The sequence below is a fragment of the Pantoea sp. F_5 genome, from assembly GCF_008631595.1.
GTDB lineage: Bacteria > Pseudomonadota > Gammaproteobacteria > Enterobacterales > Enterobacteriaceae > Pantoea > Pantoea gossypiicola.
The window spans coordinates 121,320-148,184 of record NZ_VWUO01000012.1 but is presented as its reverse complement, the minus strand read 5'-3'; the positions used below and the strand labels follow the sequence as shown (position 1 = coordinate 148,184).

General features: G+C 55.8%; 26 protein-coding genes. 7 read left to right on the top strand and 19 right to left on the bottom strand.

Annotated features, from left to right (window positions below; all coding sequences use genetic code 11):
• Positions 1-26: 26 nt before the first annotated feature.
• Both ubiD and pepE read right to left on the bottom strand, forming a co-directional pair.
• Positions 27-1,511 carry a 4-hydroxy-3-polyprenylbenzoate decarboxylase gene (gene ubiD / locus F3I44_RS16750; RefSeq protein WP_010257222.1) on the bottom strand — a complete coding sequence of 495 codons (1,485 nt, stop codon included), beginning with the start codon at positions 1,509-1,511 and terminating at the stop codon, positions 27-29.
• Positions 1,512-1,591: 80 nt separating this feature from the next.
• The gene (gene pepE, locus F3I44_RS16745; protein ID WP_150013199.1) at positions 1,592-2,317 is read right to left on the bottom strand and encodes a dipeptidase PepE; all 726 of its coding nucleotides are present in this window, start codon (positions 2,315-2,317) and stop codon (positions 1,592-1,594) included.
• Between the two features lie 206 nt (positions 2,318-2,523).
• On the opposite strand from pepE, the gene rfaH reads away from it, so the two are divergent.
• Positions 2,524-3,012, top strand: coding sequence for a transcription/translation regulatory transformer protein RfaH (gene rfaH / locus F3I44_RS16740; protein ID WP_150013200.1), 489 nt, complete (start codon positions 2,524-2,526; stop codon positions 3,010-3,012).
• Here the strand turns inward: rfaH and tatD are convergent.
• The 10 genes from tatD to udp all read right to left on the bottom strand — a co-directional run bounded on the left by tatD (position 3,009) and on the right by udp (position 12,475).
• Positions 3,009-3,791 carry a 3'-5' ssDNA/RNA exonuclease TatD gene (gene tatD / locus F3I44_RS16735; RefSeq protein ID WP_150013202.1) on the bottom strand — a complete coding sequence of 261 codons (783 nt, stop codon included), beginning with the start codon at positions 3,789-3,791 and terminating at the stop codon, positions 3,009-3,011. The two genes, rfaH and tatD, sit on opposite strands and share 4 nt — an antisense overlap.
• A gap of 88 nt (positions 3,792-3,879) precedes the next feature.
• The gene (gene tatC, locus F3I44_RS16730) at positions 3,880-4,638 is read right to left on the bottom strand and encodes a Sec-independent protein translocase subunit TatC (protein WP_150013204.1); all 759 of its coding nucleotides are present in this window, start codon (positions 4,636-4,638) and stop codon (positions 3,880-3,882) included.
• Positions 4,638-5,315 (bottom strand): Sec-independent protein translocase protein TatB, encoded by a 678-nt coding sequence (tatB, locus tag F3I44_RS16725; RefSeq protein ID WP_150013206.1) that lies wholly within the window; start codon positions 5,313-5,315, stop codon positions 4,638-4,640. The genes tatC and tatB overlap by 1 nt, the downstream gene beginning before the upstream one ends.
• Before the next feature lie 3 nt (positions 5,316-5,318).
• Positions 5,319-5,573: a Sec-independent protein translocase subunit TatA gene (tatA, locus tag F3I44_RS16720; RefSeq protein ID WP_150013208.1), complete on the bottom strand. Its 255-nt coding sequence runs from the start codon at positions 5,571-5,573 to the stop codon at positions 5,319-5,321.
• Positions 5,574-5,682: 109 nt separating this feature from the next.
• Positions 5,683-7,320, bottom strand: coding sequence for a ubiquinone biosynthesis regulatory protein kinase UbiB (ubiB, locus tag F3I44_RS16715; RefSeq protein ID WP_150013210.1), 1,638 nt, complete (start codon positions 7,318-7,320; stop codon positions 5,683-5,685).
• A complete protein-coding gene (locus F3I44_RS16710) occupies positions 7,317-7,922 on the bottom strand; it encodes an SCP2 domain-containing protein (protein ID WP_150013212.1) in 606 nt (201 codons plus the stop codon). The genes ubiB and F3I44_RS16710 overlap by 4 nt, the downstream gene beginning before the upstream one ends.
• Before the next feature lie 11 nt (positions 7,923-7,933).
• Positions 7,934-8,692 carry a bifunctional demethylmenaquinone methyltransferase/2-methoxy-6-polyprenyl-1,4-benzoquinol methylase UbiE gene (ubiE, locus tag F3I44_RS16705; RefSeq protein ID WP_150013214.1) on the bottom strand — a complete coding sequence of 253 codons (759 nt, stop codon included), beginning with the start codon at positions 8,690-8,692 and terminating at the stop codon, positions 7,934-7,936.
• Between the two features lie 75 nt (positions 8,693-8,767).
• Complete coding sequence (rmuC, locus tag F3I44_RS16700; RefSeq protein WP_150013215.1) at positions 8,768-10,267, bottom strand: DNA recombination protein RmuC; 1,500 nt, start codon at positions 10,265-10,267, stop codon at positions 8,768-8,770.
• Between the two features lie 85 nt (positions 10,268-10,352).
• Entirely contained in the window at positions 10,353-11,621 is a 1,269-nt protein-coding gene (locus F3I44_RS16695) for a tetratricopeptide repeat protein (protein WP_150013217.1), read from the bottom strand.
• A gap of 92 nt (positions 11,622-11,713) precedes the next feature.
• Positions 11,714-12,475 (bottom strand): uridine phosphorylase, encoded by a 762-nt coding sequence (gene udp / locus F3I44_RS16690; RefSeq protein WP_150013219.1) that lies wholly within the window; start codon positions 12,473-12,475, stop codon positions 11,714-11,716.
• Positions 12,476-12,779: 304 nt separating this feature from the next.
• On the opposite strand from udp, the gene F3I44_RS16685 reads away from it, so the two are divergent.
• Positions 12,780-13,613 (top strand): dienelactone hydrolase family protein, encoded by an 834-nt coding sequence (locus F3I44_RS16685; RefSeq protein ID WP_150013221.1) that lies wholly within the window; start codon positions 12,780-12,782, stop codon positions 13,611-13,613.
• A 52-nt stretch (positions 13,614-13,665) separates the two neighbouring features.
• On the opposite strand, the gene metE is transcribed toward F3I44_RS16685, so the two are convergent.
• Positions 13,666-15,936: a 5-methyltetrahydropteroyltriglutamate--homocysteine S-methyltransferase gene (gene metE, locus F3I44_RS16680; RefSeq protein ID WP_150013223.1), complete on the bottom strand. Its 2,271-nt coding sequence runs from the start codon at positions 15,934-15,936 to the stop codon at positions 13,666-13,668.
• Between the two features lie 144 nt (positions 15,937-16,080).
• Between metE and metR the strand changes: the two genes are divergently transcribed.
• From metR to F3I44_RS23765, 3 genes are all read left to right on the top strand, one after another.
• Positions 16,081-17,007: an HTH-type transcriptional regulator MetR gene (gene metR, locus F3I44_RS16675; RefSeq protein ID WP_150013225.1), complete on the top strand. Its 927-nt coding sequence runs from the start codon at positions 16,081-16,083 to the stop codon at positions 17,005-17,007.
• An 83-nt stretch (positions 17,008-17,090) separates the two neighbouring features.
• Positions 17,091-17,573 (top strand): DUF1456 family protein, encoded by a 483-nt coding sequence (locus F3I44_RS16670; RefSeq protein WP_150013227.1) that lies wholly within the window; start codon positions 17,091-17,093, stop codon positions 17,571-17,573.
• Positions 17,574-17,750: 177 nt separating this feature from the next.
• The gene (locus tag F3I44_RS23765; RefSeq protein ID WP_156085417.1) at positions 17,751-17,921 is read left to right on the top strand and encodes a hypothetical protein; all 171 of its coding nucleotides are present in this window, start codon (positions 17,751-17,753) and stop codon (positions 17,919-17,921) included.
• A gap of 160 nt (positions 17,922-18,081) precedes the next feature.
• Here F3I44_RS23765 and F3I44_RS16665 read toward each other — a convergent pair whose 3' ends face one another.
• Entirely contained in the window at positions 18,082-18,942 is an 861-nt protein-coding gene (locus F3I44_RS16665; RefSeq protein ID WP_150013229.1) for a carboxylate/amino acid/amine transporter, read from the bottom strand.
• Between the two features lie 374 nt (positions 18,943-19,316).
• Between F3I44_RS16665 and glpT the strand changes: the two genes are divergently transcribed.
• Positions 19,317-20,657, top strand: a complete 1,341-nt coding sequence (gene glpT / locus F3I44_RS16660) for a glycerol-3-phosphate transporter (protein ID WP_150013231.1) — start codon at positions 19,317-19,319, stop codon at positions 20,655-20,657.
• Positions 20,658-20,705: 48 nt separating this feature from the next.
• Here glpT and yigL read toward each other — a convergent pair whose 3' ends face one another.
• Complete coding sequence (gene yigL / locus F3I44_RS16655) at positions 20,706-21,506, bottom strand: sugar/pyridoxal phosphate phosphatase YigL (RefSeq protein ID WP_033784698.1); 801 nt, start codon at positions 21,504-21,506, stop codon at positions 20,706-20,708.
• Between the two features lie 52 nt (positions 21,507-21,558).
• Positions 21,559-22,551 (bottom strand): lysophospholipase L2, encoded by a 993-nt coding sequence (gene pldB, locus F3I44_RS16650; protein ID WP_150013233.1) that lies wholly within the window; start codon positions 22,549-22,551, stop codon positions 21,559-21,561.
• 112 nt (positions 22,552-22,663) lie between these two features.
• Between pldB and rhtB the strand changes: the two genes are divergently transcribed.
• Complete coding sequence (gene rhtB / locus F3I44_RS16645; protein WP_003854387.1) at positions 22,664-23,287, top strand: homoserine/homoserine lactone efflux protein; 624 nt, start codon at positions 22,664-22,666, stop codon at positions 23,285-23,287.
• Between the two features lie 69 nt (positions 23,288-23,356).
• Here the strand turns inward: rhtB and F3I44_RS16640 are convergent, their stop codons facing one another.
• From F3I44_RS16640 to recQ, 3 genes are all read right to left on the bottom strand, one after another.
• Positions 23,357-24,166 (bottom strand): DUF1460 domain-containing protein, encoded by an 810-nt coding sequence (locus tag F3I44_RS16640; RefSeq protein ID WP_150013401.1) that lies wholly within the window; start codon positions 24,164-24,166, stop codon positions 23,357-23,359.
• Between the two features lie 211 nt (positions 24,167-24,377).
• Positions 24,378-25,001 (bottom strand): threonine export protein RhtC, encoded by a 624-nt coding sequence (gene rhtC, locus F3I44_RS16635; RefSeq protein ID WP_150013235.1) that lies wholly within the window; start codon positions 24,999-25,001, stop codon positions 24,378-24,380.
• Between the two features lie 12 nt (positions 25,002-25,013).
• Positions 25,014-26,843, bottom strand: a complete 1,830-nt coding sequence (gene recQ, locus F3I44_RS16630; RefSeq protein WP_150013237.1) for an ATP-dependent DNA helicase RecQ — start codon at positions 26,841-26,843, stop codon at positions 25,014-25,016.
• Between the last annotated feature and the right edge of the window lie 22 nt (positions 26,844-26,865).

Here is a 26,865-nt window from a genome sequence, read left to right as displayed (position 1 = left end):
GGTCGTCTTTATGGTTGTGCTCGCCATCAACGCTGTGGCGGCTGATCAAAAATACCTAGCTCATCCCAGATAGCATCAATGCGCGCGGTGACCGCCGGATCTTTAACGATGGGTGTGCCCCATTCGCGCTGCGTTTCACCTGGCCACTTATTAGTTGCATCCATCCCCATCTTTGACCCCAGCCCGGAAACGGGCGAGGCGAAATCGAGATAATCGATCGGGGTATTTTCCACTAATACCGTATCGCGGGCCGGATCCATACGCGTGGTTATGGCCCAGATCACGTCGTTCCAGTCACGCGCATTAACATCATCGTCACACACAATAACAAATTTGGTGTACATGAACTGCCGTAAAAACGACCAGACGCCAAACATGACACGTTTGGCATGCCCGGCGTACTGCTTTTTAATCGTTACGACCGCCAGCCGGTATGAGCACCCTTCCGGTGGCAGATAGAAGTCCACAATCTCCGGAAACTGCTTCACCAGAATTGGCACCAGCACTTCATTCAGCGCCACACCCAACACCGCAGGCTCATCCGGCGGCCGGCCGGTGTAGGTAGAGTGATAGATAGGCTTATGGCGCTGCGTAATATGTGTCACGGTAAACACCGGGAAGCTATCTACTTCATTGTAGTAGCCGGTGTGATCGCCGTAAGGTCCTTCTGGCGCCATATCGCCCGCTTCGATATACCCTTCCAGCACGATTTCAGCACTGGCTGGCACTTCCAGATCGTTCGACAGGCACTTCACCACTTCGGTTTTATTGCCGCGCAGCAACCCGGCAAACGCATATTCTGACAGCGTGTCAGGCACCGGCGTGACGGCACCGAGAATGGTGGCGGGATCGGCACCCAATGCCACCGAGACCGGAAAACGCTCACCCGGATGCGCTTTCGTCCACTCCAGATAATCAAGCGCGCCGCCACGGTGCGACAGCCAGCGCATAATCAGACGGTTTTTGCCGATCACCTGCTGCCGGTAGATACCGAGATTCTGCCGCTCTTTATGCGGGCCGCGCGTGACGGTCAGTCCCCAGGTAATCAGCGGTGCAGCATCGCCAGGCCAGCACTTCATGACCGGAATACGCGTCAGATCGACTTCATCGCCGCTGAACACCTCTTCCTGACAGGGTGCATTGCGCAGGCGTTTGGTCGGCATGTTCAGGACCTGCTTAAACTGCGGCATCTTATCGAACAGATCGCGGAAGCCTTTTGGCGGCTCCGGCTCTTTCAGGAAGGCCAGCAGTTTACCCACTTCACGCAGTGCGCTGACTTCTTCCTGGCCCATGCCCATGGCCACGCGCTTTGGCGTGCCGAACAGGTTGCACAGCACCGGCATGTCGTACCCTTTTGGGTTTTCAAACAGCAGAGCGGGGCCACCGGCACGCAGAGTGCGGTCGGCAATTTCGGTCATTTCCAGTTCAGGATCGATCGACTGGGTAATGCGCTTTAGCTCACCGCGCTGTTCGAGCAGCGCGAGAAAGTCTCTTAAATCGTGATATTTCATGCGGCTTTAGCTTTCCGGCCAGAGTGAGTCGGCCATTATAGGTCTGATTACGCGGAGTTGCTGAGGTTTATACGGCCACCTTAAATGCACTGAAAGGGAACCAGCGGTTGTAACGCACGGGCATCGTGATGACCCTGAATCGGCTCGCCGTGGCGAAACAGTTTAAAATCTTCGTTACGCACGCTGTGATAACGCAGCTGGTTGTCATGCAGGTGCAGAAAACTGCCTTCACGCAGTGCAATGACCGACTCCGTCGGGTTAACTGCACAGAACTCCGCCAGGCGTTCATCGCGGGTTTCGCCCATATGGCCGCTGACACTGGCATCCAGATAGTGGGGATTAATCTGCACCGGAAAGAGATCCAGCGCAGGTAATACCACGCTGCTGCGCACCGGCATATCGTTAGTGGTACGGATTGAGGGCGTTGCCACATTGCAGCCTGCGCTCCAGCCGACATAGGGTATCTGCCGCTCCCGCACCGCACGCTGAATCGCCCCGATCAGGCCCTGTTCATGCAGCATCTGATTCAGAAACCAGGTGTTGCCACCGCTGACTAAAATCAGCTCTGCCCGGACAATCGCGTCAGCTGGCGAAGCGAATGCCTGAACGCGCGCCACCTGAATTCCGAGAGAAGCACTGAGCTCGGCAGCACGTTGCTGCTGGTCGCCACGAATAATTGCGTAGGGGATCAGTACCGCCGACCGGATAGCGCGTCGGGCGATCATGGCGTGCAGCTGTGGCTGCGCATAGCCCAGCAGCGGCGCATCATCCGCCAGCCTGCCATTGCTCAACAGAAAGAGTTCCATCAGAGGATCCTTGTGCAGATGTGATGGTCATCGAGTCTGATACAGAGCAATAGCCGACGTCAATTACCCATCTATGCTTTTACCGCCATCCGGCATGTTAGGAAAAGTCTCAGTTTATTTTCGCTGCGGGGCGCTTTACCCTGCCCCTGCGCTATAACTCTGGCAGCAGGTTTGCTATTCTTAGCGTCCATTCAATGGGAGCCGTTATGGAAGCCTGGTACTTACTCTATTGCAAACGTGGACAGCTATTGCGCGCGAAGGAGCATCTGGAGCGGCAGGAAGTGCATTGCCTCAGTCCAATGATCGCTCTGGAAAAGATCGTGCGCGGTAAACGCACCACGGTGAGTGAGCCACTGTTTCCAAATTATCTGTTTATCGAATTCGATCCGGAAGCGATTCACACCACGACGATTAGCAGCACACGCGGTGTCAGTCACTTTGTACGCTTCGGCACCACGCCCGCAACCGTGCCGTCTGCGGTGATCGAAGCGCTGGAAACTGACGTTCCGCAAATCCTGCTGGATCCTGAAACCCCTCAAAGCGGCGATGAAGTTGTCATCACCGAAGGGACGTTTGAAGGGCTGCGCGCCATCTTTGCCGAACCGGATGGTGAGACGCGCTCGATTCTGTTGCTGAATCTGTTGAACAAGCAGGTAATGCGCAGCGTGGATAATAAGCAGTTCCGTAAGCTTTAAGCCAGTCTGAACAACGTCCGTGCATTCTGATCGATGCGGGTCGCCAGTTCCTCAGCACCCTCGTCCCGCCATGTCGCCACCTGATTAACAATATGCGGTAAAAAGCAGGGTTCGTTGCGGCGCGAAGGCGGACGCGGACGCATGTCGCGCGGCAACAGGTAGGGAGCATCGGTTTCCAGCAGCAGGCGTTCGGCCGGAATCAGCGGCAGCAGCTCGCGCAGTTCCAGACCCCGACGCTCATCGCAGACCCAGCCCGTAATGCCCACGGATAACCCCATCGCCAGACAGGCTTCCAGTTCGTCGCGCGTGCCGGTAAAGCAGTGGATCACCGCACCCGGCAGTTTTGGCAGCCAGGGTTCAAGCACCGCAGCGAAACGGGCATGGGCTTCACGGCAGTGCAGGAACACCGGCATGTTGAGTTCGGCCGCCAGCGCAAGCTGTGCGTCAAACGCATACTCCTGCTGCTCATGCGCCGACAGGTTGCGGTTGAAATCGAGCCCGCACTCACCGATAGCGACCACTTCCGGTTTTTCCGCCAACCGGCGCAGGGTGCTGGCGATCTCCAGCGACCATTCGCTGGCATGATGAGGGTGAACGCCCGCAGTAGACCAGCAGAAGCCGGGTTGAGCTTCAGCCAGTCGCTGAGCCTGCTGGCTCTCCAGCGCGTTGGTGCCGGTAATAAGCATGCCGGTGACGCCCGCATCACGCGCGCGTTTAACCACCTTTTGCCGGTCGGAGGCGAATTGCGTGCTGGTCAGGTTTACACCGATATCAAACATAATATTTCCCACTGGTTATAAACAAAAACCGCCCATCAGGGCGGTTTGGAGTGAACGCTTCCCGCCAGTGCGGGTAAGGCTGTCAGCGTCAGGCGTCGGTGTTCTCTTCCTCATCCTGTAAGCGTCGGCCTTTACCCACGTAGTACCGGGAAAAGAATACGCCGACTTCAAACAGGCAGTACATCGGAATAGCGAGCAAAGTTTGTGAAAAAACATCCGGCGGTGTGAGCAACATCCCGACCACGAAAGCCCCCACCAGAATATAGGGGCGCTTCTTCTTCAACTCTTCCGGACTGGTGATCCCGGTCCAGCACAGCAACACAATCGCTACCGGCACTTCAAACGCCACGCCAAATGCCATAAATAGCGTCATGACAAAATCGAGGTACTTAGAGATATCCGTTGCGACGGTGACACCAATTGGTGCGGTCTTGGTGAAAAAACCAAATGCCAGGGGGAAGACCACGAAGTAGGCAAAGGCCACACCGAAGTAGAACAGGAAGGTGCTGGAAAAGAGCAGCGGCATTACCAGCCTGCGCTCATGCCGGTAGAGCGCCGGGGCGACAAAGGCCCAGACCTGATAGAGGATCACCGGCACCGCAAGAAACACCGACACAATAATGGTCAGCTTAATCGGGGTGAAAAACGGTGAGGCCACATCGGTCGCGATCATACTGGATCCGACCGGCATCTGACTGATCAGCGGTGCGGCGACCAGCTGATAGATGTCGTTGGCGAAATAGACCAGTACCAGGAAAATGACCAGTACGGCAATGATGCAGTTCAGCAGGCGCTTACGCAGCTCAATCAGATGGCTGATGAGCGGTTGGGTATCTTCAACGGCCATTATCGTTCATCACTTGCAGAAGAGGAGGGTGCGGAATGACGCGCGGCATCACCTGCGGGAGCCTGTGCCGGTGCACTCGCCGCAGTGGCAGGCGCGGCAGAGGATTGCACAGCCGGAGCTGATGAAACTGCTGACGGAGCCTGTGCCGGAGACGTGGCGACTGCAGCAGGTGCCGCGGAAGGTTGCACCGCAGAGCCTGATGCTGAAGACGGACTCTGTGCCGCGGCACTGGCCTGATGCGCTGCTGAAGCTGGCGTCACCGAAGGCTCAGCGACAGCAGGCTCAGATGCCTGCACTGCATCAGAAGCCGCATGAGGCACAGGCCTGTGCTGAGCCGAGTGGATGGTGTTCGCCTCGTCTTCCTCTTTTTCAATGTCGATGCTCTGGCTGACCGAGCGCTTCATTGAATCCGCCGTTTTACGCAGCTCTTCCATCGACTCTTTCAGCTCAGGGGAGAGCGTGCCACGGCCCGCTTCTTCCACCTTTTTCAGGCTCTCCTGCAACTCCTGCAGCTTGAGCTCCTGCGCCAGTTCATGTTGTACATTGGCTGCCAGCGAGCGAATCGCCCTGATCCAGCCGACCACGGTTTTCACCGCGACCGGTAAACGTTGCGGGCCGAGAACAATCAGCCCGATAACGAACACCAATACCAGTTCACTAAAACCAATATCGAACACGGTTTACACCTGCTTGTCGTTCTTGGCGTCTTCTTTGTTAGCCGAAGTTTGCTGTTTGTCCGCCAGTGTTTTAGCCGCGAAGTCAGCGTCCTGCTCTTTCGGTTGATCTTTTTTGTCATCCTCGTCACTCATGGCTTTTTTGAAGCCACGAATCGAAGAACCTAAATCTGAACCCAGATTACGTAATTTGTTGGTACCGAACAGAAGAACAACAATCACGGCAATGATTAACAATTGCCAGATACTGATACCGCCCATGAGATAGCCTCTAATATTCTGTGAAAACGATAAGGTAATGCAGGACAGAGTGCCCTTTTTAACCGGGCTTTAGCCAGCGACATTACCTTTTTTTAAACAGACGTGACAATCAGTTTGTCTTACGCCAGCCGATTAACCAGGAGACGATTCCCGCTGCCATCAGCACCGCCGGGAAGAAGTCCCAGTCCGGTCGGGTGAGCAGCACCGCCGTTCCACTTAACAGCAACGTTGCACCGACGCCAAACAGGTATCGCGCCTGATGGTGACGGACGCGTTGCGCATTCATGTCGCCCACTAACTTATCAACGCTGTGCCGTAAGAGTTTGTGCTGGCGCATGCTGTCGTAAAAGAGTTCTGGCAACTCCGGTAACTTTTCAGCCCAGAATGGCGCTTTCTCTTTGACCGCACGAATAATAGCGGGCAAACCGACCTGATCCTTAATCCACTCTTCCAGGAATGGCTTAGCTGTCTTCCACAGGTCGAGCTGCGGATAGAGCTGACGGCCAATACCTTCTACATAGAGCAGGGTTTTTTGCAGTAATACCAGTTGCGGCTGCACTTCCATATTAAAGCGACGTGCAGTGTTAAACAGATTCAGCAGCACATGCCCGAAGGAGATCTCAGCCAGCGGTTTTTCAAAAATTGGCTCACAGACCGTACGGATCGCAAACTCGAAATCTTCAACGTTGGTATCAGGCGGCACCCAGCCTGAGTCAACGTGCAACTCCGCGACCTTACGGTAGTCACGGTTAAAGAAGGCGATGAAGTTTTCGGCCAGATAACGCTTATCTTCTTTGTTCAGCGAACCCACGATACCGCAGTCGATACCGATATATTGCGGGTCTTCCGGATGCTCGTAGCTGACAAAAATGTTGCCCGGATGCATATCCGCATGGAAGAAGCTGTCGCGGAAGACCTGGGTGAAGAAGACCTGCACGCCACGTTCCGCCAGCAGCTTCATGTTCACACCGTGACGCTCCAGTGTCGCTACGTCTGAAATCGGAATGCCGTAGATACGCTCCATCACCATCATGGTTTCGCTGCAGTAATCTGAATAGACTTCCGGCACATAGAGCATGCGGCTATCTTCAAAGTTCCGGCGCAGCTGAATGGCGTTGGCGGCTTCGCGTAACAGATTCAGTTCATCAAGCAGGGTTTTCTCATAATCGCGCACTACCTCGACCGGACGCAGACGACGGCCATCCGGCAGCAGACGCGGAACCCAGCGTGCCAGCCGATAGATAAGCTTCATGTCCGCTCGGATCACCGGCAGAATATCGGGGCGAATCACTTTGATGACTACTTTCTTACCGGTCGATTTCAGCGTGGCAGTGTGCACCTGCGCAATGGATGCCGACGCCAGTGGCTTGATATCAAAATCATCAAACCAGGTTTCAATCGGTGCGCCCATTGAGGCTTCAATCTGCGCTTTGGCTTTGACGCCATCGAACGGTGCAACGCGGTCCTGCAGGATCGCCAGTTGATCGGCGATCAGCGGCGGGAAAAGATCGCGACGCGTCGACAGCATCTGGCCAAACTTGATCCAGACCGGCCCAAGTTGCTCCATCGCCATGCGCATACGTGCACCGATCAGTTCCTGCTGATGCAGATTCGGTATCCAGAAAACCGAGCGACGCCACAGGCGAAACAGGAAAGTGAGGCGTGTCTGAGGAATCAGTTCATCAAGGCCATAGGTCAGAAAAACCTTCATGATCAGATATAAACGGCGGATCTCTCCAAAACTCATTTTGCCTCCAGCTGCGCCAGACGCGCATCAAGCGCCTCAAGCGAACGTTCCATCGCGTCGACCTCCTCAGAAAACCAGGCTAACTCCAGCGAGCCAGGCGCAACACGCCACTCTTCGGTAATGGCCTGTCCGAGATAATCCTGACGACGCTGCACTTCACCTTTTAAGAAGCGGAATGCCTGTTGTGAGCGCTGACTGATACCCTGAGCGGCGATATCGCCGATCCAGGGAGCCAGATATTCCGCCGGATCCAGCTCAGCCAGATCCATCAGCGCGGAGAACTGCTGCACCACCTGCAGGTCACCTTCAACCTGCAGCTCACCGCTGCGGATCAGCGGCGTCAGCTGCTGGCGATCGCGCAGCTTTGGCAGCGTTTTCAGCGAAGTAATCACCATGCAGTCACTGCGATCCTGCCAGTCCGCTAATACGTCCAGCTGCTGCTCACTGAAAACCAGCACCAGCGGATGCGAAAACTCACTCAGGCGCAGCGTCAGCACTTTGCCATTCAGGCGTTGCCGCGCTGCTTTCAGGCCACGATCGCGATAGAGAATACGGTTCAGCGCCGTTTCCAGACCCGCGGTAATCAAGGGCGTCAGGTTCATTACCATCTCACTCAGAACTTAAATCCACGATGCAGCGCAACAATGCCGCCGGTCATATTGGAGTAAGTGGTATTTTCAAAACCGACATCGTTCATCATCGCTTTCAGGGTCTCCTGATCGGGATGCATGCGGATCGATTCGGCCAGATAGCGATAGCTGTCTGCATCCTGCGCCACCAGTTGTCCGATGCGCGGCAGAATGTGGAAAGAGTAGGCGTCATACGCTTTGCTCAGCGGATCCAGAACGGGCTTAGAGAACTCCAGCACCAGCAGGCGTCCGCCCGGCTTAAGGACGCGGAACATAGAGGCCAGCGCCTTCTCTTTTTCCGTGACGTTGCGCAGACCAAAGGAGATAGTGATGCAGTCGAAATAGTTATCAGGGAAAGGCAGCGCTTCTGCGTTGGCCTGGACATAACTGACGTTGCCCACCACGCCCTGATTGCGCAGTTTCTCGCGGCCCATCTTCAGCATGGAGCTGTTGATATCCGCCAGTACAACCTGACCGGTTTCACCCACCAGGCGAGAGAATTTGGCGGTGAGATCGCCGGTACCACCCGCCAGATCTAACACGCGCTGACCGCGACGCACGCCGCTGCTGTCAATGGTAAAACGCTTCCAGATACGATGGACGCCAAACGACATCAAATCGTTCATCAGGTCATATTTTGCTGCTACGGAGTGAAACACATCCGCGACTTTGTCAGCTTTTTCGCTTTTGGCGACCGTCTGAAAGCCAAAATGGGTAGTTTCCTGCTGTGATTCATCTGCCATCGGTTTTACCTGCTCCACAAACAATACTTCCCGAAGTGTATCAGAGTCACGGAAGTCAGGCACGCTGCGCCCATACTATTCGTGGAGACGCCTCACACGCCTCTCACTCTCATCCGCATCCCTGTCGTCATCTGCGTCGTCAGCGGCCCGGCTTTCCGGCATGGCCCGTTCAGCCAGCTGAGGATTGATGGGTCGTTTGATCTCCACGCCCAGCGCACGAAATCCTTCCGTCTGCGCAATCAGGTTGCCGCGCCCTTCTGCCAGCTTTTTCATCGCCTCACGATAGCTGTTCTGCGCCTTATCCAGGCTGTGGCCAATGCCGCTCATGTCATCCACAAACAGTCGCATTTTGTCATAGAGGCGCGTGGCCCGGTCAGCAATACGCTGCGCATTGCGGCTCTGATGCTCATAGCGCCAGAGATTGTTAATGGTACGCAGCGCCACCAGCAGCGTGGTGGGACTGACCAGCATAATGTTCTGCTGCAGCGCCTCGCCAATCAACTCAGGCTGGCGGTCAATCGCCAGCAAAAAGGCCGGCTCGACCGGAATGAACATCAACACATAATCCAGCGACCGTAAACCGGGCAATTGTTGATAATCTTTTCGTCCCAACAGGCGAATGTGCGCCCGCATGGCGCTGACATGCTCCTGGATCGCCTGCTCACGTTCAATCTCATCATCCGCATTGAAGTAGCGTTCATAGGCCACCAGCGTCATTTTGGCGTCCACCACGACATCTTTGCCCTGCGGCAGACGCACAATGACATCCGGTTGCATCCGGCCCTGCTGTTCTGACTGGATGCTGACCTGGGTGTCATATTCGTAGCCTTCACGCAGCCCGGAAGCCTCCAGTACCCGGCTCAGCACGACTTCACCCCAGTTACCCTGAATTTTATTGTCGCCCTTGAGCGCTTTGGTCAGGTTAAGCGCCTCCTGTGCCATCTGCGCATTCAGCTGCTGTAACTGCCGGATTTCATGCGTCAGGGTGTGCCGTTCACGCGCTTCTGCACCAAAGCTTTCATGCACCTGACGGCGAAAGCCATCCAGCTGTTCACGCAGCGGACCAATCAGCCCGTCCAGACTCTGGCGGTTCTGTTCATCGACGCGACGGCCGCTGTTTTCGAAAATACGGTTAGCGAGGTTTTCAAACTGGGCGCTGAGGCGTTGCTCGCTGTTGGTCAGCAGGCGCTGTTTCTCTTCAGCGGCAAAACGGGTCTCTTCAAGGCGGATGGTCACTTCGCGCAGCTCTGCTTCCTGCGCGCTGTTAACCTCCAGCTGATTGCGCAGTTCACGATTAAGCTGTTCGCTTTCATTGCGCCAGTAATCGAGCTGTTGCAGGCGCTCATTGGCCCCGCTCAGCGCGCCATGAAGCTGACGCAGCTCCTGCTCACGCTGTTGCGTCTGCTGCTGAAGCTGTTCGATCTGCTGCTGCTGGCGCTGTTGCGCCTCTTCCTGCAGACGGCGCTCGGTCTGAAAACTGGCGACCTGATGGCTGGCACGTAACTGTGCCAGCATAAAGCCAATCCCCAACCCGGCAAGCGCCAGACAGGCGCTGATAATGATGTGCTGATCCATGATTTCCCCGCGACTCAGGCTGCTGAGGAAAAAGGTAGAGTCGCACTGTATGAATGTCCAGATAAATTTGCCGACATTCAGCGTCTTACAGGGCCGCTACCGTCAGCTTTCCAGCCTGCCACTCATCAATCAGGAAGAATGGCATCGGCAATAGCCACTCGCCGTTTTTAACCTGCGCCAGATAGTGCCAGGTTTTCTCGCCGGAGGTGATCGCGACGCGCTGTCTGCTCCCTTCAGGGGCGCTGGATTTACCGGTCATACTGGCAAAGCCGGCATTGCTGCCAACGTGGAAATGCGGCGTCTGCCAGCGCACCGGCGCATGATCAGGCCACGCCTGGGCCTGATGAAAATTGAACAGCTCATCATGGCTCAGGAGACTTTCACGCACTGTCGGCCATAACACCACTTTGAGGAAATATTGATCGGTGAAGCGCTGGCTGCCCTGATACTGTGCAATGAAATCACGCATCGCCTGTTCCACATTCAGGAAGACGCCGTGACAGCCGCCCCACATCCCTGCCAGCAGCAGTTCGGTATGGGAAAAGTAATCACGCATATGGTGGAACCAGTAAGGCGATGCCAGCCAGGCGTTAACCGCCGCCGCTTCGCGCTCTGAAAGCAGCGAGTCAGCATCGCGCACGATAAACCGCTTCACCGCCGGATCGTCGAGCACCAGAAAACGCCACAGGGTCGGAAACAGCGTTTTCTCGTGAGACATATCGACCAGCTGGACATGTGGCTGGTCCAGGCGCTGCCAGACATGCTGCGGCACGCTGTCATCAAGGTAGATGCGACAAACCCAGCCGGGATAGAACTCAGGCGCCATCTCAACGTTTTTAATCAGCGTTTCGCAATAGCGTGGCTGATCGCCATACAGGCAGAAGGCGATGACATTCTGATGCGGCTGGCTGAGATCGGCAGGCTCAGGTTGCGGAGCAGGAAACGCGGCACGCTGTCCCTGACTGAAACGCGCATCAGAGCGCATCAGTGACGCCAGACCAAAACGTGCCACCTCTTCCTTTTTATCCAGCCAGCCGCACACTTCGGTTAAGCCGTCCAGCCAGGTTTCAGAAGCTGTCGCCTGCACAGCGGGCGGTGACTGATAAATCTTCTGGTAGATTTTGTACGATTTATTGTACTGACCCAGACGCAGCAGGCAGAGCGCGTAGTCGCTCAGCACCTGCATCTGATTGGGCATGGAGCGCAAGACTTCTTCGCAGCATCGGGCAGCCAGCGCATGGTCACCCTGCTGCATGGCGGCGCGAAAACGTTCGGCGCTGCGTTCCAGACGGGCATTGATTGCCGCAGGGGTAGCGCCAGGGACAGGACGTCGGACAGGAATCGTATTGCGCATAAACACTCTCAGGTTTCACTGATGTTACGCGCCGTTAACTACCGGCAACAGGTTTTGAGTCTGGACAAAAAACCTGCTGCCAGACGCGGTCGTTATAATAAACGACGCGCCGCTTCGACCACAATCTTCACTGCGTCACTTTCTGTCTGCTTCATGGAGGCCGCATCCGGGATCTCTTTCTGAGTACGGTTCACAATCACGCCCGCGACCATGCCGGCCCGCAGACCCTGGCTGGCGCACATGGTTAACAGCGTTGCAGATTCCATCTCATAGTTGAGAACGCCCATCTCCTGCCACTCTTTCATCGATCCTTTGAAACGACTGACGACGCGGCCTGAAACAGTGTCGTAGCGCTCCTGGCCCGGATAGAAAGTGTCAGAAGAGGCGGTGATGCCAATGTGGGTTTTCGCGCCACAGGCTTCAGCGGCGGCAACCAGTGCGGTGGTGCAGGCGAAGTCAGCGACAGCCGGGAATTCCATCGGGGCAAAATGCAGGCTTGCTCCGTCCAGGCGAACGGACGCAGTGGTCACCAGCACATCGCCGACGTTAATGTGTGGCTGGATAGCACCTGTGGTACCGACACGCAGGAAGGTACGCACGCCAAGCTGCGCCAGTTCTTCGACCGCAATCGATGTAGAAGGACCGCCGATGCCCGTTGAGCAGACAATGACCGGCTTGCCATCAAGTTTTGCCAGCCAGGAGGTAAATTCACGGTGTGAGGCGAGATGCGTGGCATCTTCCATCAGTCCGGCAATTTTCTTCACACGTTCCGGGTCGCCCGGCACAATCGCCAGGGTCGCGCCCTGCAGATCGGCTTTTGTCAGGCCAAGATGGAAAACGTCAGACTGTGTCATTTTCAGACTCCTGTTAAGGGAAGGTAGCACGCCACTCTACGCCAGCACGCCCGATAAATATGTGACAGCATTCACTTAAGAAAATGAAAGTTACATTTCATGGAAGATAAAATGTGATTTTAGTCACAAAATTATGTCTTATTCGTCCGGATAGCCTTTAGCGAGGCTGTGTCAGGGCCGGCGCAATGTTAAAGAGGTGGATGATTTTATTCGCTGCTGATTCTGTTACCTGACACCTGGACGCATACGCTTTACGGCCAGGCTATAGTTACGTGATTGCGCAAATGCTTGCACGGAGAGAATAATGAAACCCAGTGACAATATGGCACAAAAACCGGCGACGGGCGGCTTTGCCCCTGCCGTGCAGCCCACCGCCTCTACTACCATTATTACCCAAAGCCCGGCCATTCACTCAGGTGAAACCTCAGTGCCCAGCCAGGGCGAAAACATGCCGGCATTTTTTGCAAAACCGCACTCAGCGGAAGGCCCGTTGCCTGTGGTGCTGGTGGTGCAGGAGATCTTTGGTGTCCATGAGCACATCCGGGACATCTGCCGCCGTCTGGCACTGGAAGGCTATCTGGCGATTGCTCCTGAGCTCTATTTCCGCGAAGGCGACCCGACTGAGTATAACGATATCCCGACGCTGTTCAGCGAACTGGTCAGCAAAGTGCCGGATACGCAGGTACTGGCCGATCTCGATCATGCCGCTAACTGGGCAGCACGTAACGGCGGTGATATCCGTCGCATGGGCATCACCGGTTTTTGCTGGGGTGGCCGCATCACCTGGCTCTACGCCGCGCATAACCCACAGCTACGCGCCGCGGTTGCCTGGTATGGACGATTAATCGGCGAGCGCACGCTGAAGCAGCAGAAGCATCCAATTGATGTTGCGGTCGATCTAAGTGCGCCGGTGTTGGGTTTGTATGGTGGTCAGGATGACGGCATTCCACTGGAGAGCGTCGAGCAGATGCGTCAGGCGCTGCATGCCGCCAATGCGACCGCCGAGATCATCGTCTATCCCGAGGCGGGGCACGCGTTTAATGCTGACTACCGTCCGAGTTACCATGCTGAATCAGCCAATGATGGCTGGCAGCGGATGCTGGCCTGGTTCAGGCAGTATGGCGTGGCATCAAAATAAATGAACAAGGGGCGCTTCTGCGCCCCTGTTTTTGCCACTTAGACCAGATTTCCTACGCCGTCTCACCACGCAGTTTCTTCGCCGCCTTCACCATATTGGCCAGCGCCTGACGTGTTTCCGTCCAGCCACGCGTTTTCAGACCGCAGTCCGGGTTTACCCACAGACGCGCTTCCGGAATCCGTTTCGCTGCCTTCAGCAACAGCGCCTCTATCCACGCCACGCTGGGAACATTGGGCGAGTGAATGTCATAGACGCCGGGGCCGATTTCATTCGGATACTCAAAGTCTTCAAACGACTCCAGTAAGTCCATATCAGATCGTGAGGTTTCAATCGTGATCACATCCGCATCCAGCGCCGCAATGGCATCCATGATGTCGTTGAACTCGCAGTAACACATATGCGTGTGAATCTGGGTTTCATCCCGCGCCACCGCCGCATTCAGTCGGAACGCCTCCACAGCCCAGTTCAGATAGTCCGCCCACTCAGACTGATGCAGTGGCAGACCTTCACGCAGTGCAGGCTCATCGATCTGAATAATACCAATGCCTGCTTTCTCCAGGTCTTCCACTTCGTCACGCAGCGCCAGCGCGATCTGCTTCGCGATGATTTCCCGTGGCACATCTTCACGCGGGAATGACCAGCACAGAATCGTCACCGGGCCGGTCAGCATTCCTTTTACCGGCTTGTCGGTCAGCGACTGCGCATACTTCGCCCACTCAACGGTGATCGCCTCTGGACGACTGACATCGCCGATGATCACAGGCGGTTTCACACAGCGGGAGCCGTAGCTCTGTACCCAGCCATTCTGGGTAAAGACAAATCCCTCCAGATGCTCGCCGAAGTATTCAACCATGTCGTTGCGTTCCGCTTCACCATGCACCAGCACATCCAGTCCCAGCCGCTCCTGTTCGGTAATCGCCTGTTTTATGTGCTCCGCGATGCCGGTGCGGTAATGGTTGTTGTCGAGACGGCCCTGCCTGAAGTCGAGGCGCAGGCCGCGAATTTCAGTGGTCTGCGGAAATGAGCCGATGGTGGTAGTGGGCCAGGCGGGGAGATTGAAACGCTGACGCTGCAGCACTGCCCGCACCGGGTAGGCGTTCTGGCGCTCACTGTGCTGCGGCGCAATGGCCTGCAGCCGCTGGCCCACCGCCGCGTTATGCACGCGGCGGGAGTGAGCGCGGGCGTGCACCGGTGCGCTCCAGGCGTCCAGCAGCGTCGCATCATTGTTATTCAGTGCCTGACTCAGCAGCGAGAGCTCCGTACATTTCTGCAGCGCAAAGGCGAACCAGCTTTTGACCTCATCATCCAGACGGGTCTCGACGCTGAGGTCGATTGGGCTGTGCAGCAACGAGCAGGAAGAGCCGATCCACAGCTGTTGACGCTGGGTGATGAGCGGTTGCAGACGGCTGAACCAGCGGCTCAGATCGGCGCGCCAGACATTACGCCCATTGATCACCCCCAGCGACAGCAACCAGCTGGCGGGCAGTTGCTGATTCAATTGCTCAATATCATCGCAGCCATGGACCAGATCGACATGCAGACCCTGTACCGGGAGCTCACGAATGACATCAATGTTCTGGCCGATACTGTCAAAATAGGTGGTCAGCAGCAGCCTGCTCTGCCCCTGCAAGGCGTCATACGCCGGTTTAAAAGCGTCGCGCCACGTCTGCGGCAGCTCAAGCGCCAGGGCGGGTTCATCGATTTGAACCCAATCGATGCCGCGCTTCGCCAATTCTGCCAGCACCTGCTGGTAAACCGGCAGAATCCTTTCCAGCAGCGACAGACGTTCAAAAGGCTCACCTTTAACTTTACCCAGCCACAGATACGTCACGGGTCCCAGCAGTACCGGTTTGATGTTGTGGCCCAGCGCCAGCGCCTCATCCACCTCATCCAGTAGCTGAGTCCAGGTCAGTTTAAAGGTCTGGCCCTGAGTAAATTCCGGCACCATGTAGTGATAGTTGGTGTTAAACCATTTCGTCATTTCTGCCGCCGCCGCAGGCTCGCCAGTCGGCGCACGACCGCGCCCCACACGAAACAGCGTGTCGAGATCAACGGTCCCTTCTTTGTTCTGATGACGCGCGGGCACGTTGCCCAGCAGCAGGCTGGTAGTCAGCACATGATCATACCAGGCAAAATCGCCGACCGGCAGCAGATCGACGCCCGCCTCTTTCTGTTGTTGCCAGTGTCGCGCACGCAGCTCGCGGCCCGTCGCCAGTAGCGCCTGCTTCGTGCTGTCGCCCGCCCAGTAACGCTCCAGGGCTTTTTTCAGTTCACGACGCAGACCAATACGGGGAAAGCCGAGGGTATGGTTCAGGATAGTCATATGCTGTTCTCCAGATAATCTTTCACTTTGGCTTAAATGGGCAGCCAAAGATGTTTAGCCGTCCAGATGTTTACACTGCTATACTCTGCGGGTACTGTATGTTGCTCAAGCGCAATATGTTCATTTTCGATGTGAAGGACTCTCATGATCGAACTCAAGCACCTGCGGACGCTTCAGGCTCTGCGCAATACGGGATCGCTGGCGGCAGCAGCAGCCCAGCTTCATCAGACGCAATCGGCGTTGTCTCACCAGTTCAGCGATCTGGAGCAGCGGCTGGGATTCCGCCTGTTCGTCCGTAAAAGTCAGCCACTGCGCTTTACGCCGCAGGGCGATATTCTGCTGCAACTGGCAGAGCAGGTGCTGCCGCAGATTCAGCAGGCGTTGCAGGCCTGCCATGAGCCGCATCAGACCACGCTGCGGGTGGCGATTGAGTGTCACAGTTGCATTCAGTGGCTGACGCCCGCGCTGGATAAATTCCGTCAGAGCTGGCCGCAGGTCGTGATGGATTTCAAATCAGGCGTAACCTTTGATCCGCAGCCTGCTCTGCAACAGGGTGAGTTGGATGTAGTGCTGACCTCCGACATTCTGGCGCGCTCTGGCCTGTTCTACTCGCCGATGTTTGATTATGAAGTACGGCTGGTGCTGGCGACGGATCACCCGCTGGCGCAGGTTGAGCAGATTTCGCCGGAAGATTTAGCCGATGAAGTGTTGATGATCTATCCGGTACAGCGTCAGCGTCTGGATATCTGGCGTCACTTCCTGCAGCCCGCTGGCGTCAGTCCGGCCCTGAAAAGTGTGGATAACACCCTGCTGATGATTCAGATGGTGTCGGCACGAATGGGGATTGCCGCACTGCCGCACTGGGTGGTGGAGAGTTTTGAGAAGCAAGGTCTGGTCGTGACGCGCACACTGGGTGATGGGCTCTGGAGCCGTCTTTATGCAGCCGTACGCGAAGGGGAACAGCGTCAGCCGGTGCTGGAAGCCTTTATCCGCTTTGCCCGACAGCACGCCTGTGAGCATCTGCCATTTGTGCGCGACGCCGCGCTGGCCGGTACGGTGTTACAGCGGTAATCTGGCGGGCACAAACCTGCGCGAACGCGGGCAAAATCCCCTATAATGCGCAGCCTGTCGACTGACCATGAGAAGATCTCACCATGACTAACAATGATATTCTGCGCAGCGTGCGCTACATGCTCAACCTGAGCGATGCCAAAATGGTGGAGATTTTTGCGCTGGCAGAATGTGACGTGCCGCTGGCGGATATTCAGGCGTGGCTGAAAAAAGATGACGATGCAGCGTTCCGTCCCTGCCCCGATGTGCTGATGGGTTATTTCCTGAATGGCCTGATCTTTTACCGTCGCGGCAAGAGTGAAGACGCGCCCGCCCCGTCGATTGAGCGCAAGATGACTAACAATATCTTCATGAAAAAACTGCGCATCGCTTTCGATTTGAAAACCACCGATATCCCTGACGTGCTCAAACGCGTAAACTTTACCGTTTCGCAGGCTGAAGTCGGCGCGATTTTCCGCAAGCCTGATCATAAAAACTACCGCGAGTGTGGCGATCAGATTCTGCGCAACTTTCTGAAAGGCATGGCGATGATTCAGCGTCCGTCACAAGCCCCGCGCGATAAATAGAGGCCTTACGGCAGCGATTATTTTCTGAAAGATCAGAGATCCCATAATGCGGCCTTTAAAAATATTACTATTTATTTCTCAATATTTCCTGATGCATGATTGATTCTGGCGGGGCGCAATCAAAGCCTGATTCGCACCCTGCCGGGTTAACTTTCAATCATTCAATCAGGAAGAAATATGCGTGAATTAACTCATTTTGAAACAAGCCAGGCCAGCGGTGCAGGAACAGAAAGTGCCAGTACGGACGTTGTGCAGTTAAGCTCCGTTAATAAAAACAGTCTGCTGGTTAATAAAATATTCCGGGTACTTAATGGATTATTTGGCATGAAGATACCTTATCTGAAATAACCAGACAGAGTGAGTAAGTGATAATGATCGTCCAGCTCATTAAAGGCTGGAGTCGGATCACGGCGTCGAGTGTCCATCGCAGAGAAGCAACTCACACTTTACGCCGTCTTTAAATGACAAACCCTTTCTTCAGGCAAAACACACCCGACAACCCGCAAAGTCACTTCTGACCGCGCCCCACCACCCAGCGCTTATGCACCCACAGCGAGGCAATGATCACCAGCGCGCCCGCAATAAAGCTCGGCCAGTGCGGTTTCTCCTGCCAGATAGCCAGATTCACCAGCAGCCCGGCGGGAACGTGCATGTTATTCATAATGCCCAGCGTACCGGCATCGACCTGCGTCGCCCCGTAGTTCCACATAAAATAGCCAAGACCAGAAGCCGCAACGCCCAGCCACACCAGAATGCTCCACTGCAATGAGGTGGTCGGCAACTTCTGTGGATTGCCCCAGGCACACCAGGCAATCACCGCAATCAACACCGCCCCCAGATAGAACCATGAGAAGGCCGTATGCTGCGGCATGGGACGGGTCTCCTGCAGACGCTTATAACCCACCATGCCTGCCGCGAAGCAGATGTTTGCCAGTTGCACTAACAGCAGACCAAACCAGAAATGATCGCTGACTTTGTCATAACGAATAATCGCCGCACCCGCCACCGCCAGTAACGCACTGAAGATATAGCCGATGCGCAATGGACGACGGCTGATCAGATCGTAAATCAGCGTCACATAGAGCGGTGTCATTACCGTAAACAGCAGGAATTCTGACACGCTAAGGTAGAGATAGGCTTCGAAGCTCAGCAGATACATTACGCCCAGTTGCAGCATCCCCACCAGCATATACAGCAGTAGCGTTGAAGGGCGGTAACCTCGCCAGCGCAGGAAAGGCAAAAACACCAGCGCAGCCAGCGCCAGACGCATCAGCACAGAGAACCAGCTATCCACCTGACCAGCGAGATATTCGCCAATCAGGCTGAAGGAAAAGGCCCACAGAATGGTGGTAATAATCAATAAAAACACGGCAACGACCCCGAAATTAACAGGCCGACAGTGTAAACAATGTGCCGCCGTCAGGCTGTGAAATCTGGTTGACATCTGATTATAAACCAGGCGATTAAAAAGCCGACCGGATACCCTGCTTACACTTCCTGACATATCAATCGACAGAATAGGTTTTCAGCCACATAAAATGCGCGAAATGATCCATCAGATGATCACTTCCGCTCCTGACTGTAATAAAACTGTAACAAATGTGTCATTCATCACAGTAACGTTGCGCAACTAACACTATTCTTTGCGCGAAATGGAACATTCTGCATCCATTTTGTTCTGCACTTTCCTGCTCCAACCTGCCGGGAATGAAAAACCATAATGTGCCCTGGAGGGCCTCACTGATGCTGAGCATTTTTAAACCTGCACCACGTCAGCCGCAGGTAGCGGAGGATCACGTTGATCCGCTCTACCGTCGTCTGCGCTGGCAAATTTTCATCGGGATCTTTTTTGGTTATGCGGCCTATTATCTGGTCAGAAAAAACTTCGCACTCGCCATGCCCTATCTGGTGGAGCAGGGTTTTTCACGTGGCGATCTCGGCTTTGCCCTGTCCGGCATCTCCATTGCCTACGGCTTTTCAAAATTCATCATGGGCTCGGTCTCTGACCGATCAAACCCGCGCGTCTTCTTACCGGCAGGCCTGATTCTGGCCGCAGCAGTGATGCTGATTATGGGATTCGTCCCCTGGGCGACCTCCAGCATCATGGTGATGTTTGTGCTGCTGTTTATCTGTGGCTGGTTTCAGGGCATGGGCTGGCCACCCTGTGGACGAACCATGGTTCACTGGTGGTCGCAGAAGGAGCGCGGAAGGATCGTTTCGGTCTGGAACTGTGCGCATAACGTGGGCGGCGGTATTCCGCCGCTGCTCTTCCTGCTGGGTATGGCGTGGTTCAACGACTGGAAAGCGGCGCTCTACATGCCCGCCTTTGGCGCGATTGCCATCGCGATTCTGGCCTTTGCGCTGATGCGCGATACCCCGCAATCCTGTGGCCTGCCACCGATTGAAGAGTACAAAAACGACTATCCGCCCGACTACGATGCCAGCCACGAAGAGGAGCTGACGGCAAAACAGATCTTCATGAAGTATGTGTTGCCGAACAAGCTGCTGTGGTACATCGCGCTGGCCAACGTTTTTGTCTATCTGCTGCGCTACGGCATCCTCGACTGGTCACCAACCTATCTGCGTGAAGTCAAACACTTCACGCTGGATAAGTCGTCCTGGGCCTACTTCCTGTATGAATATGCGGGGATTCCGGGGACGCTGCTGTGTGGCTGGATGTCGGACAAAGTGTTCCGGGGTAATCGTGGTGCGACCGGCGTGTTCTTTATGACGCTGGTGACCATCGCAACCGTGATCTACTGGCTCAACCCGGCGGGCAATCCTGGCGTCGACATGGCTTGCATGATCGTGATTGGCTTCCTGATCTACGGTCCGGTGATGCTGATTGGTCTGCATGCGCTGGAGCTGGCACCGAAAAAAGCAGCGGGGACAGCGGCGGGCTTTACCGGCCTGTTCGGTTACCTGGGTGGCTCGGTCGCGGCCAGCGCCATTGTCGGTTACACCGTCGATTACTTCGGCTGGGACGGCGGCTTTATGGTGATGATTGCGGGCTGTGTGCTGGCGGTTATTCTGCTGTTACTGACCATGGTCAGCGAACACAAACACAAAAAGACTCTCGCCTGACGGTAGTAAACAAGGGCCGGCTATCCGGCCCTTGTTTACGCTGACGGCTTAAGCCAGATAGAGCGTGCGCAGCGTCTGCGGCACCGCATCATCGGCATTCGAACCAATCACATCCAGCTCCGGCAGCGTATCTTTTAAGCGCTGATGGGCGTTCTGCATGATATAGCCCTTGCCCGCCATGCTCAGCATCTCCACATCATTCATACCGTCGCCAAAGGCAATGCAGCTCTCCAGCGAGTGACCCAGCGTTTTCGCGACCGCTTCCAGTGCATGTCCTTTCGACACGCCGCCCGCCATGACCTCCAGACAGGTTGGCAGCGAGAAACTGACGTTAACCCGATCGCCCCAGCGCGCTTCAATCGCCTGCTCCATCGGGATCAGATGCTCGGGGTTTTCGCAGGTGAAGAAGACCTTGCTGATGTTGCTGGTTGGTAGCAGACCTGGCTCGTAGACCTGATAGTTGAAGACTGACTCACGAAAATAGTCCTGCTCAGCCGGGCTTGAACGGCTGACAAACCACTCATCATCGCGGTAAACGTGCGTCAGAATATCGCTGTGATGATACTGCAGGCCAAACAGGTCGCTGGCGATATCCTCATCCAGATTATGACTGAACACCAGTTCGCCCTCTGCGTTGTGTACGCGCGCACCGTTCGAGGTGATCATATAGGCCGGAATCGCCAGGCTGTCGCGCATCTGTCCGACATCGATATGATGACGGCCGGTGGCGAAGACAAAGTGAATATCCTTAGCGACCAGCTGCTGCAGCGTTTCACGTGCAAAAGGGGTCAGGCGATGTTCGGGAGAAAGCAGCGTGCCATCCAGATCGGATGCAACGATGTGATACATGAAAACCTCGGGTATCTGGTTCTGCCGGTTTTTACCGGTCGGATAAATAACGTCAGTGGTGCGATGAAAAAAAGTCGACCACTGCATTGAGTGCTTCGGCACGCATCTCATCTTTTTCAAACAGAATCTCGTGACGCGCGCCGTCGATCACCCGTGGCTTATTACCTTCACACGGATGACCCGCCGCAGCCATCGCAGCACAAAACAGATCCTGCGAACGGTTGTCGACCACCCGATCGTCGCTCGCCTGTAGCAGCAGCAGCGGCGTAGTGATCTTATCCACCTGACTGATGATGTTGCGCCCCGCATGGATGCCTTCGCGTACCCAATGGTAGGTCGGTCCGCCCACACGAATCGCAGGATCGTCCGCATAAAAGCGCAGGTTACGCCGGTAACGCTCGGTGCTATGGGTCAGCCGGTTAATGCCAAACGGATGCGCGCGCCAGCGTCCGGTGCCGAGCGCATAGCCATCGCGTAAGGCTGGACGCTTCTCCGCCCAGTCCAGGATACGATGAGCCAGAAAAGAGGGCAACGGTAAGGCGATGCCAAACATCGGTGCCACCAGCGCGACGGCATGAAACGCCTGCGGCTGACGCGCCAGAAACAGCGTTAAGATTGCGCCACCCATTGAGTGAGCCAGCGCATAGCGCTGCTGATAATGACCGCTGACGATCTCTTTCAGGTAGAGCGTTTCAAGATCGTCCACGTAATGCGTAAATTCCGCCACGTGACCGCGGTGTGAATCTTCCAGCAGGCGATCGGAGCGCCCCTGACCGCGATGATCCAGGATCACCACATCAAATCCGCAGTGAAACAGATCGTACGCCAGCTCAGGATATTTTATGTAACTCTCGATGCGTCCCGGCACAATCAGGATCACACGCTTGTGTTGCGGCGATGTGAAGCGAACATAACGCAGCGTCAGATTGCCGACGCCGGTAAACTCAAGCTCCTCACGACTGTGCCAGAAATCGAGCAGCGGCCCGGTGGCGAAGGCAGCAAAGGCTTTTTCCCGTCGCAGCCAGCTGGCTTTGTGTTGATTCATTCGCCCTCCTGATGACCGGATACAGAGTCCTGAACGCCCTGCGCGGGCCGTAGCGCCGCGCTTATTTCTGGCGTATTGTGTCACAAATTCGCGACTAAAGAGAGCCTGACCCATGACCATCGAATGGTGGCTGACCTACCTGCTTACCACCACAATTCTCAGCCTGTCGCCGGGTTCCGGCGCAATCAATACCATGAGTACCGGTATCAGCCACGGCTATCGCGGCACGGTGGCTTCTATCTCTGGCCTGCAGGTCGGCCTGGCATTGCACATTGTGCTGGTCGGTATCGGGCTGGGCGCACTGTTTTCGCAGTCGCTGCTGGCGTTTGAAATTCTGAAATGGGCCGGTGCGGCCTATCTGGTCTGGCTGGGTATTCAGCAGTGGCGCTCGGCGGGTGGCATCGATCTGGATGCGGTCGCTAAAGCGATGCCGCGCCGTCGCCTGTTCAAACGTGCCGTGCTGGTTAATCTGACCAATCCGAAAAGTATCGTTTTTCTGGCGGCGCTTTTCCCGCAGTTTATCCAGCCACATCAGCCGCTGTTTATGCAGTATCTGGTGCTGGGCGTGACGACCGTGGTGGTCGATATCATCGTGATGATTGGCTACGCCACGCTGGCAACGCGCATTGCTGGCTGGATTAAAGGGCCAAAGCAGATGAAGTTAATGAACCGTATTTTCGGTGGTCTGTTTATGGCGGTGGGCGCACTGCTGGCCAGCGCCAGAAAAATCGCTTAAGACTTTACGCGCCGACACACTGAGGTCGGCGCGAACACTCCCTGTTTAATCCCTTCTTGCCGGGCACCATTAAGGCGCAGTCAGCGGCACCGCACGTAACACAATGATACCCGGTTTAGACTGCATATATTCACTCAACGGCGTATCGACAACCCTGCGATTAACGGCCAGTGATGAGGCGTTCCTGAACCACAATTGCCCATCATGCCGGACGGCAATCCCGGCATGCGAGACATCCAGCCCCTGAGCGGGCGTATAAACTCCGATGTAATCGCCAGTCTGAATCTGCTTCAGCACCTTTGGTGTGATCGCCCGGGCCGGAATGTAGGTAATGCGGCGAGGAATCACACCCAGACCGGGCAGCCTTTCTTTTCCGCTGGCCTGACGGTTCAGTTGCTTCACTACCGTCATCGCATCCGGGGTGAGTGTGCTTGTTATGTCATCGGCATTGCGCGGGTTCTCAGCGAACCAGTCGGTGAAAAAGTGTCGGCGTTTCAGGTAGCTGACCTCACCGTCAGCGTAGCGGGTCCGAATCAGGTTCGCCTCAAAGCTGGCGCGGTCGTGGCTGCGGCTCAGCGCCTGGACGTAATCAAGCAGCGTGAAACAATCCACCCCATTGAAATTGATCACCAGCGCTTCCGGCGTATCAGGCGAGCCGATCAGCGTATCCGCCTGGTAGGGCGTACCGAGAAACGCGGCGGAAATCTGGCTAATCCTCTCGCCCTGTGGCTGCTCTGACGCCGGAAATGTCTGCGCAAGGATAGCCGGAACACTATCTACTTCTGCCGTTTCAGAAACGCGATTTTGGGCAGCATCAGGGGAAGCGCAGGCGCTGATACAGGCCGCGATAAACAATAGTAAAAGGGGTTTTACTCGCATCATCCTCTCCATGAAAAAATAGTCCGTCGACACGACCATACCGGAGGTGATGGTTTCATTAATTAACGAATGGTGACTATTTATCTGCGGTTGCAGCAGAGGGGCATCGTCGGGTACAGATTGTGACAGTCGTCACGCAGATGAAGTTCAGAGGAAGTAACAGGAGGTGAAATGACTGCCGGATGCGCAGCGCGCTCTCCGGCATAAGGGCTTAACGCGAAATTATCAGGTGGATACCAAAACCGGCGAACAGCACGCCAGCCATACCATCCACCCACTTCGCCAGTCGCTGATACTTCGCGCGGATCCACGGCAGCGCAAAGATAGCCGCCACCAGCGTAAACCAGGCAAAGGTTTCACCGACAATCAGCAGGAACAGACCCCAGCGCTCTGCTGAGCCAACATCGTCACCCACAAAGAGCGAGAAGACGCTGCCGAAGTAGATAATCGCTTTAGGATTCGACAGGTTGGTCAGCAGGCCCTTGAGAAAGCTCATGCCGCGTTTCGGCAGCTCTACCACCGGCTCATCCTGCTGCGGCTGCCTATGACGCTGACGCGCCGAGCGCATCAGCTGCCAGCCCATCCAGAGCAGATAGAGGCCACCGCCAACCATGATGATCTGATGCAGCCACGCCATTTTTTCCAGGATCAGATGCAGGCCCATCAGCGCCACGCCTGCCCAGACCACAATTCCCAGGGTAATGCCCAGCACCCCCATCATCGCCTCCTTGCGTGATCGGCTGGCGGCGGTCTGTGATACAAAAAAGAAGTCGGGGCCGGGGCTCATCAGCGCCACCAGATGTACCAGCGCCACGGTTGCGAATAACATCAGCATGATTAGTGTCCTTTACTCTTCATCATCAAGATGCTCTTTGATCATCACCAGGAAGGGTTTGCCAAAGCGCTCCAGTTTGCGGTGACCCACGCCGTTGACGCTAAGCATCTCGGACGCGCTGACCGGCATCTGTTCTGCCATCTCTATTAGTGTGGCGTCATTGAACACCACGTAAGGCGGAATATTCTCTTCATCGGCGATCGCTTTTCGCAGCTTACGCAGTTTGGCGAACAGTTTGCGATCGTAGTTACCACCGTGAAACTTCGCCGGACCGCTGCTCTTTGTTTTCGCGGTAATTAAACGCGGCACGGCCAGCATCAGTGGCACTTCACCGCGCAGCACCGGTCGCGCTGCTTCGGTCAGTTGCAAAGCCGAGTGCATAGCGATGTTCTGCGTCACCAGTCCCAGATGGATTAACTGACGTAACACGCTGACCCAGTGTTCGTGGCTCTGATCTTTGCCCAGTCCATAGACCGGCAGCTTGTCATGGCCCTGCTCACGGATACGCTGGTTGTTGGACCCGCGCAGCACCTCAACGATATAGCCCATGCCGAACCGCTGGCCCACGCGATAGATACCGGAAAGCGCTTTTTGCGCTTCAACCAGGCCGTCATACCGTTTTGGCGGATCAAGGCAGATATCGCAGTTGTCGCACGGCTGCTGGCGACCTTCACCAAAGTAATTCAGCAGCACCAGGCGGCGGCATGTCTGGGCTTCAGCAAACGCGCCCATGGCGTTGAGCTTGTGGCGCTCAATATCCTGCAAGGGTCCCGGCACTTTCTCTTCCAGGCATTTACGCAGCCAGGCCATATCGGCTGGATCGTAGAGCATCATCGCTTCGGCGGGCAGACCATCACGTCCGGCTCGTCCGGTTTCCTGATAATAGGATTCGATGTTGCGCGGAATATCGAAGTGGACCACAAAACGGACGTTGGGCTTGTTGATGCCCATACCAAAAGCCACGGTTGCCACTACGATTTGCAGATCGTCACGCTGGAACGCTTCCTGCACGCGGGCACGCTGTTCGCTGTCGATGCCGGCATGATACGCCCCGACGCTGAATCCACGGCTTTGCAGTCGCGCGGCGGTGTCTTCCACCTTCGCCCGGCTGTTGCAGTAGATAATGCCGCACTTGCCGCGCTGATCCTGAACGTAACGCAGCAGCTGATCGGTGGGTTTGAATTTTTCCACCAGCGTGTAGCGAATATTGGGGCGGTCAAAGCTGCTGATCTGAATCAGCGGATCCTGCATGTGCAGCAGATTAACGATGTCGTTGCGGGTGGTTTCGTCCGCAGTCGCCGTCAATGCCATGACCGGTAATTCCGGGAAGCGCTGACGCATCTTCCCGAGTGCACCATATTCCGGACGGAAATCGTGGCCCCACTGTGAAATACAGTGCGCCTCATCCACCGCCAGCATCGCCGGTTGCCAGTGCGCCAGACTGTCCAGGAAGTTATCCATCATCAGGCGTTCAGGGGCGATATAGAGCAGCTTAACCCGGCCGGTACGGCAGTCAGCCATCACCGTCTGCTGCTGATCGCGCGTCATAGTGGAGTTGAGACAGGCTGCCGCCACGCCGTTCGCCAGCAGCTGATCGACCTGATCTTTCATCAGTGAGATCAGCGGCGACACCACCAGTGTCAGCCCTTCGCGCACCAGCGCCGGGATCTGATAACAGAGCGATTTACCGCCGCCAGTGGGCATCACCACCAGACAGTCGCGCCCGCTCAGCGCCTGATTAATGATCGTCTGCTGACCGGGACGAAACTGCTGGTAGCCGAAGGTATCCTGCAATACCTGCTGCGCCAGCGCTTCCTGATTAAGAACTGCCGAGGTTGCCACGCGATTCCTGTCTTACGTTAGG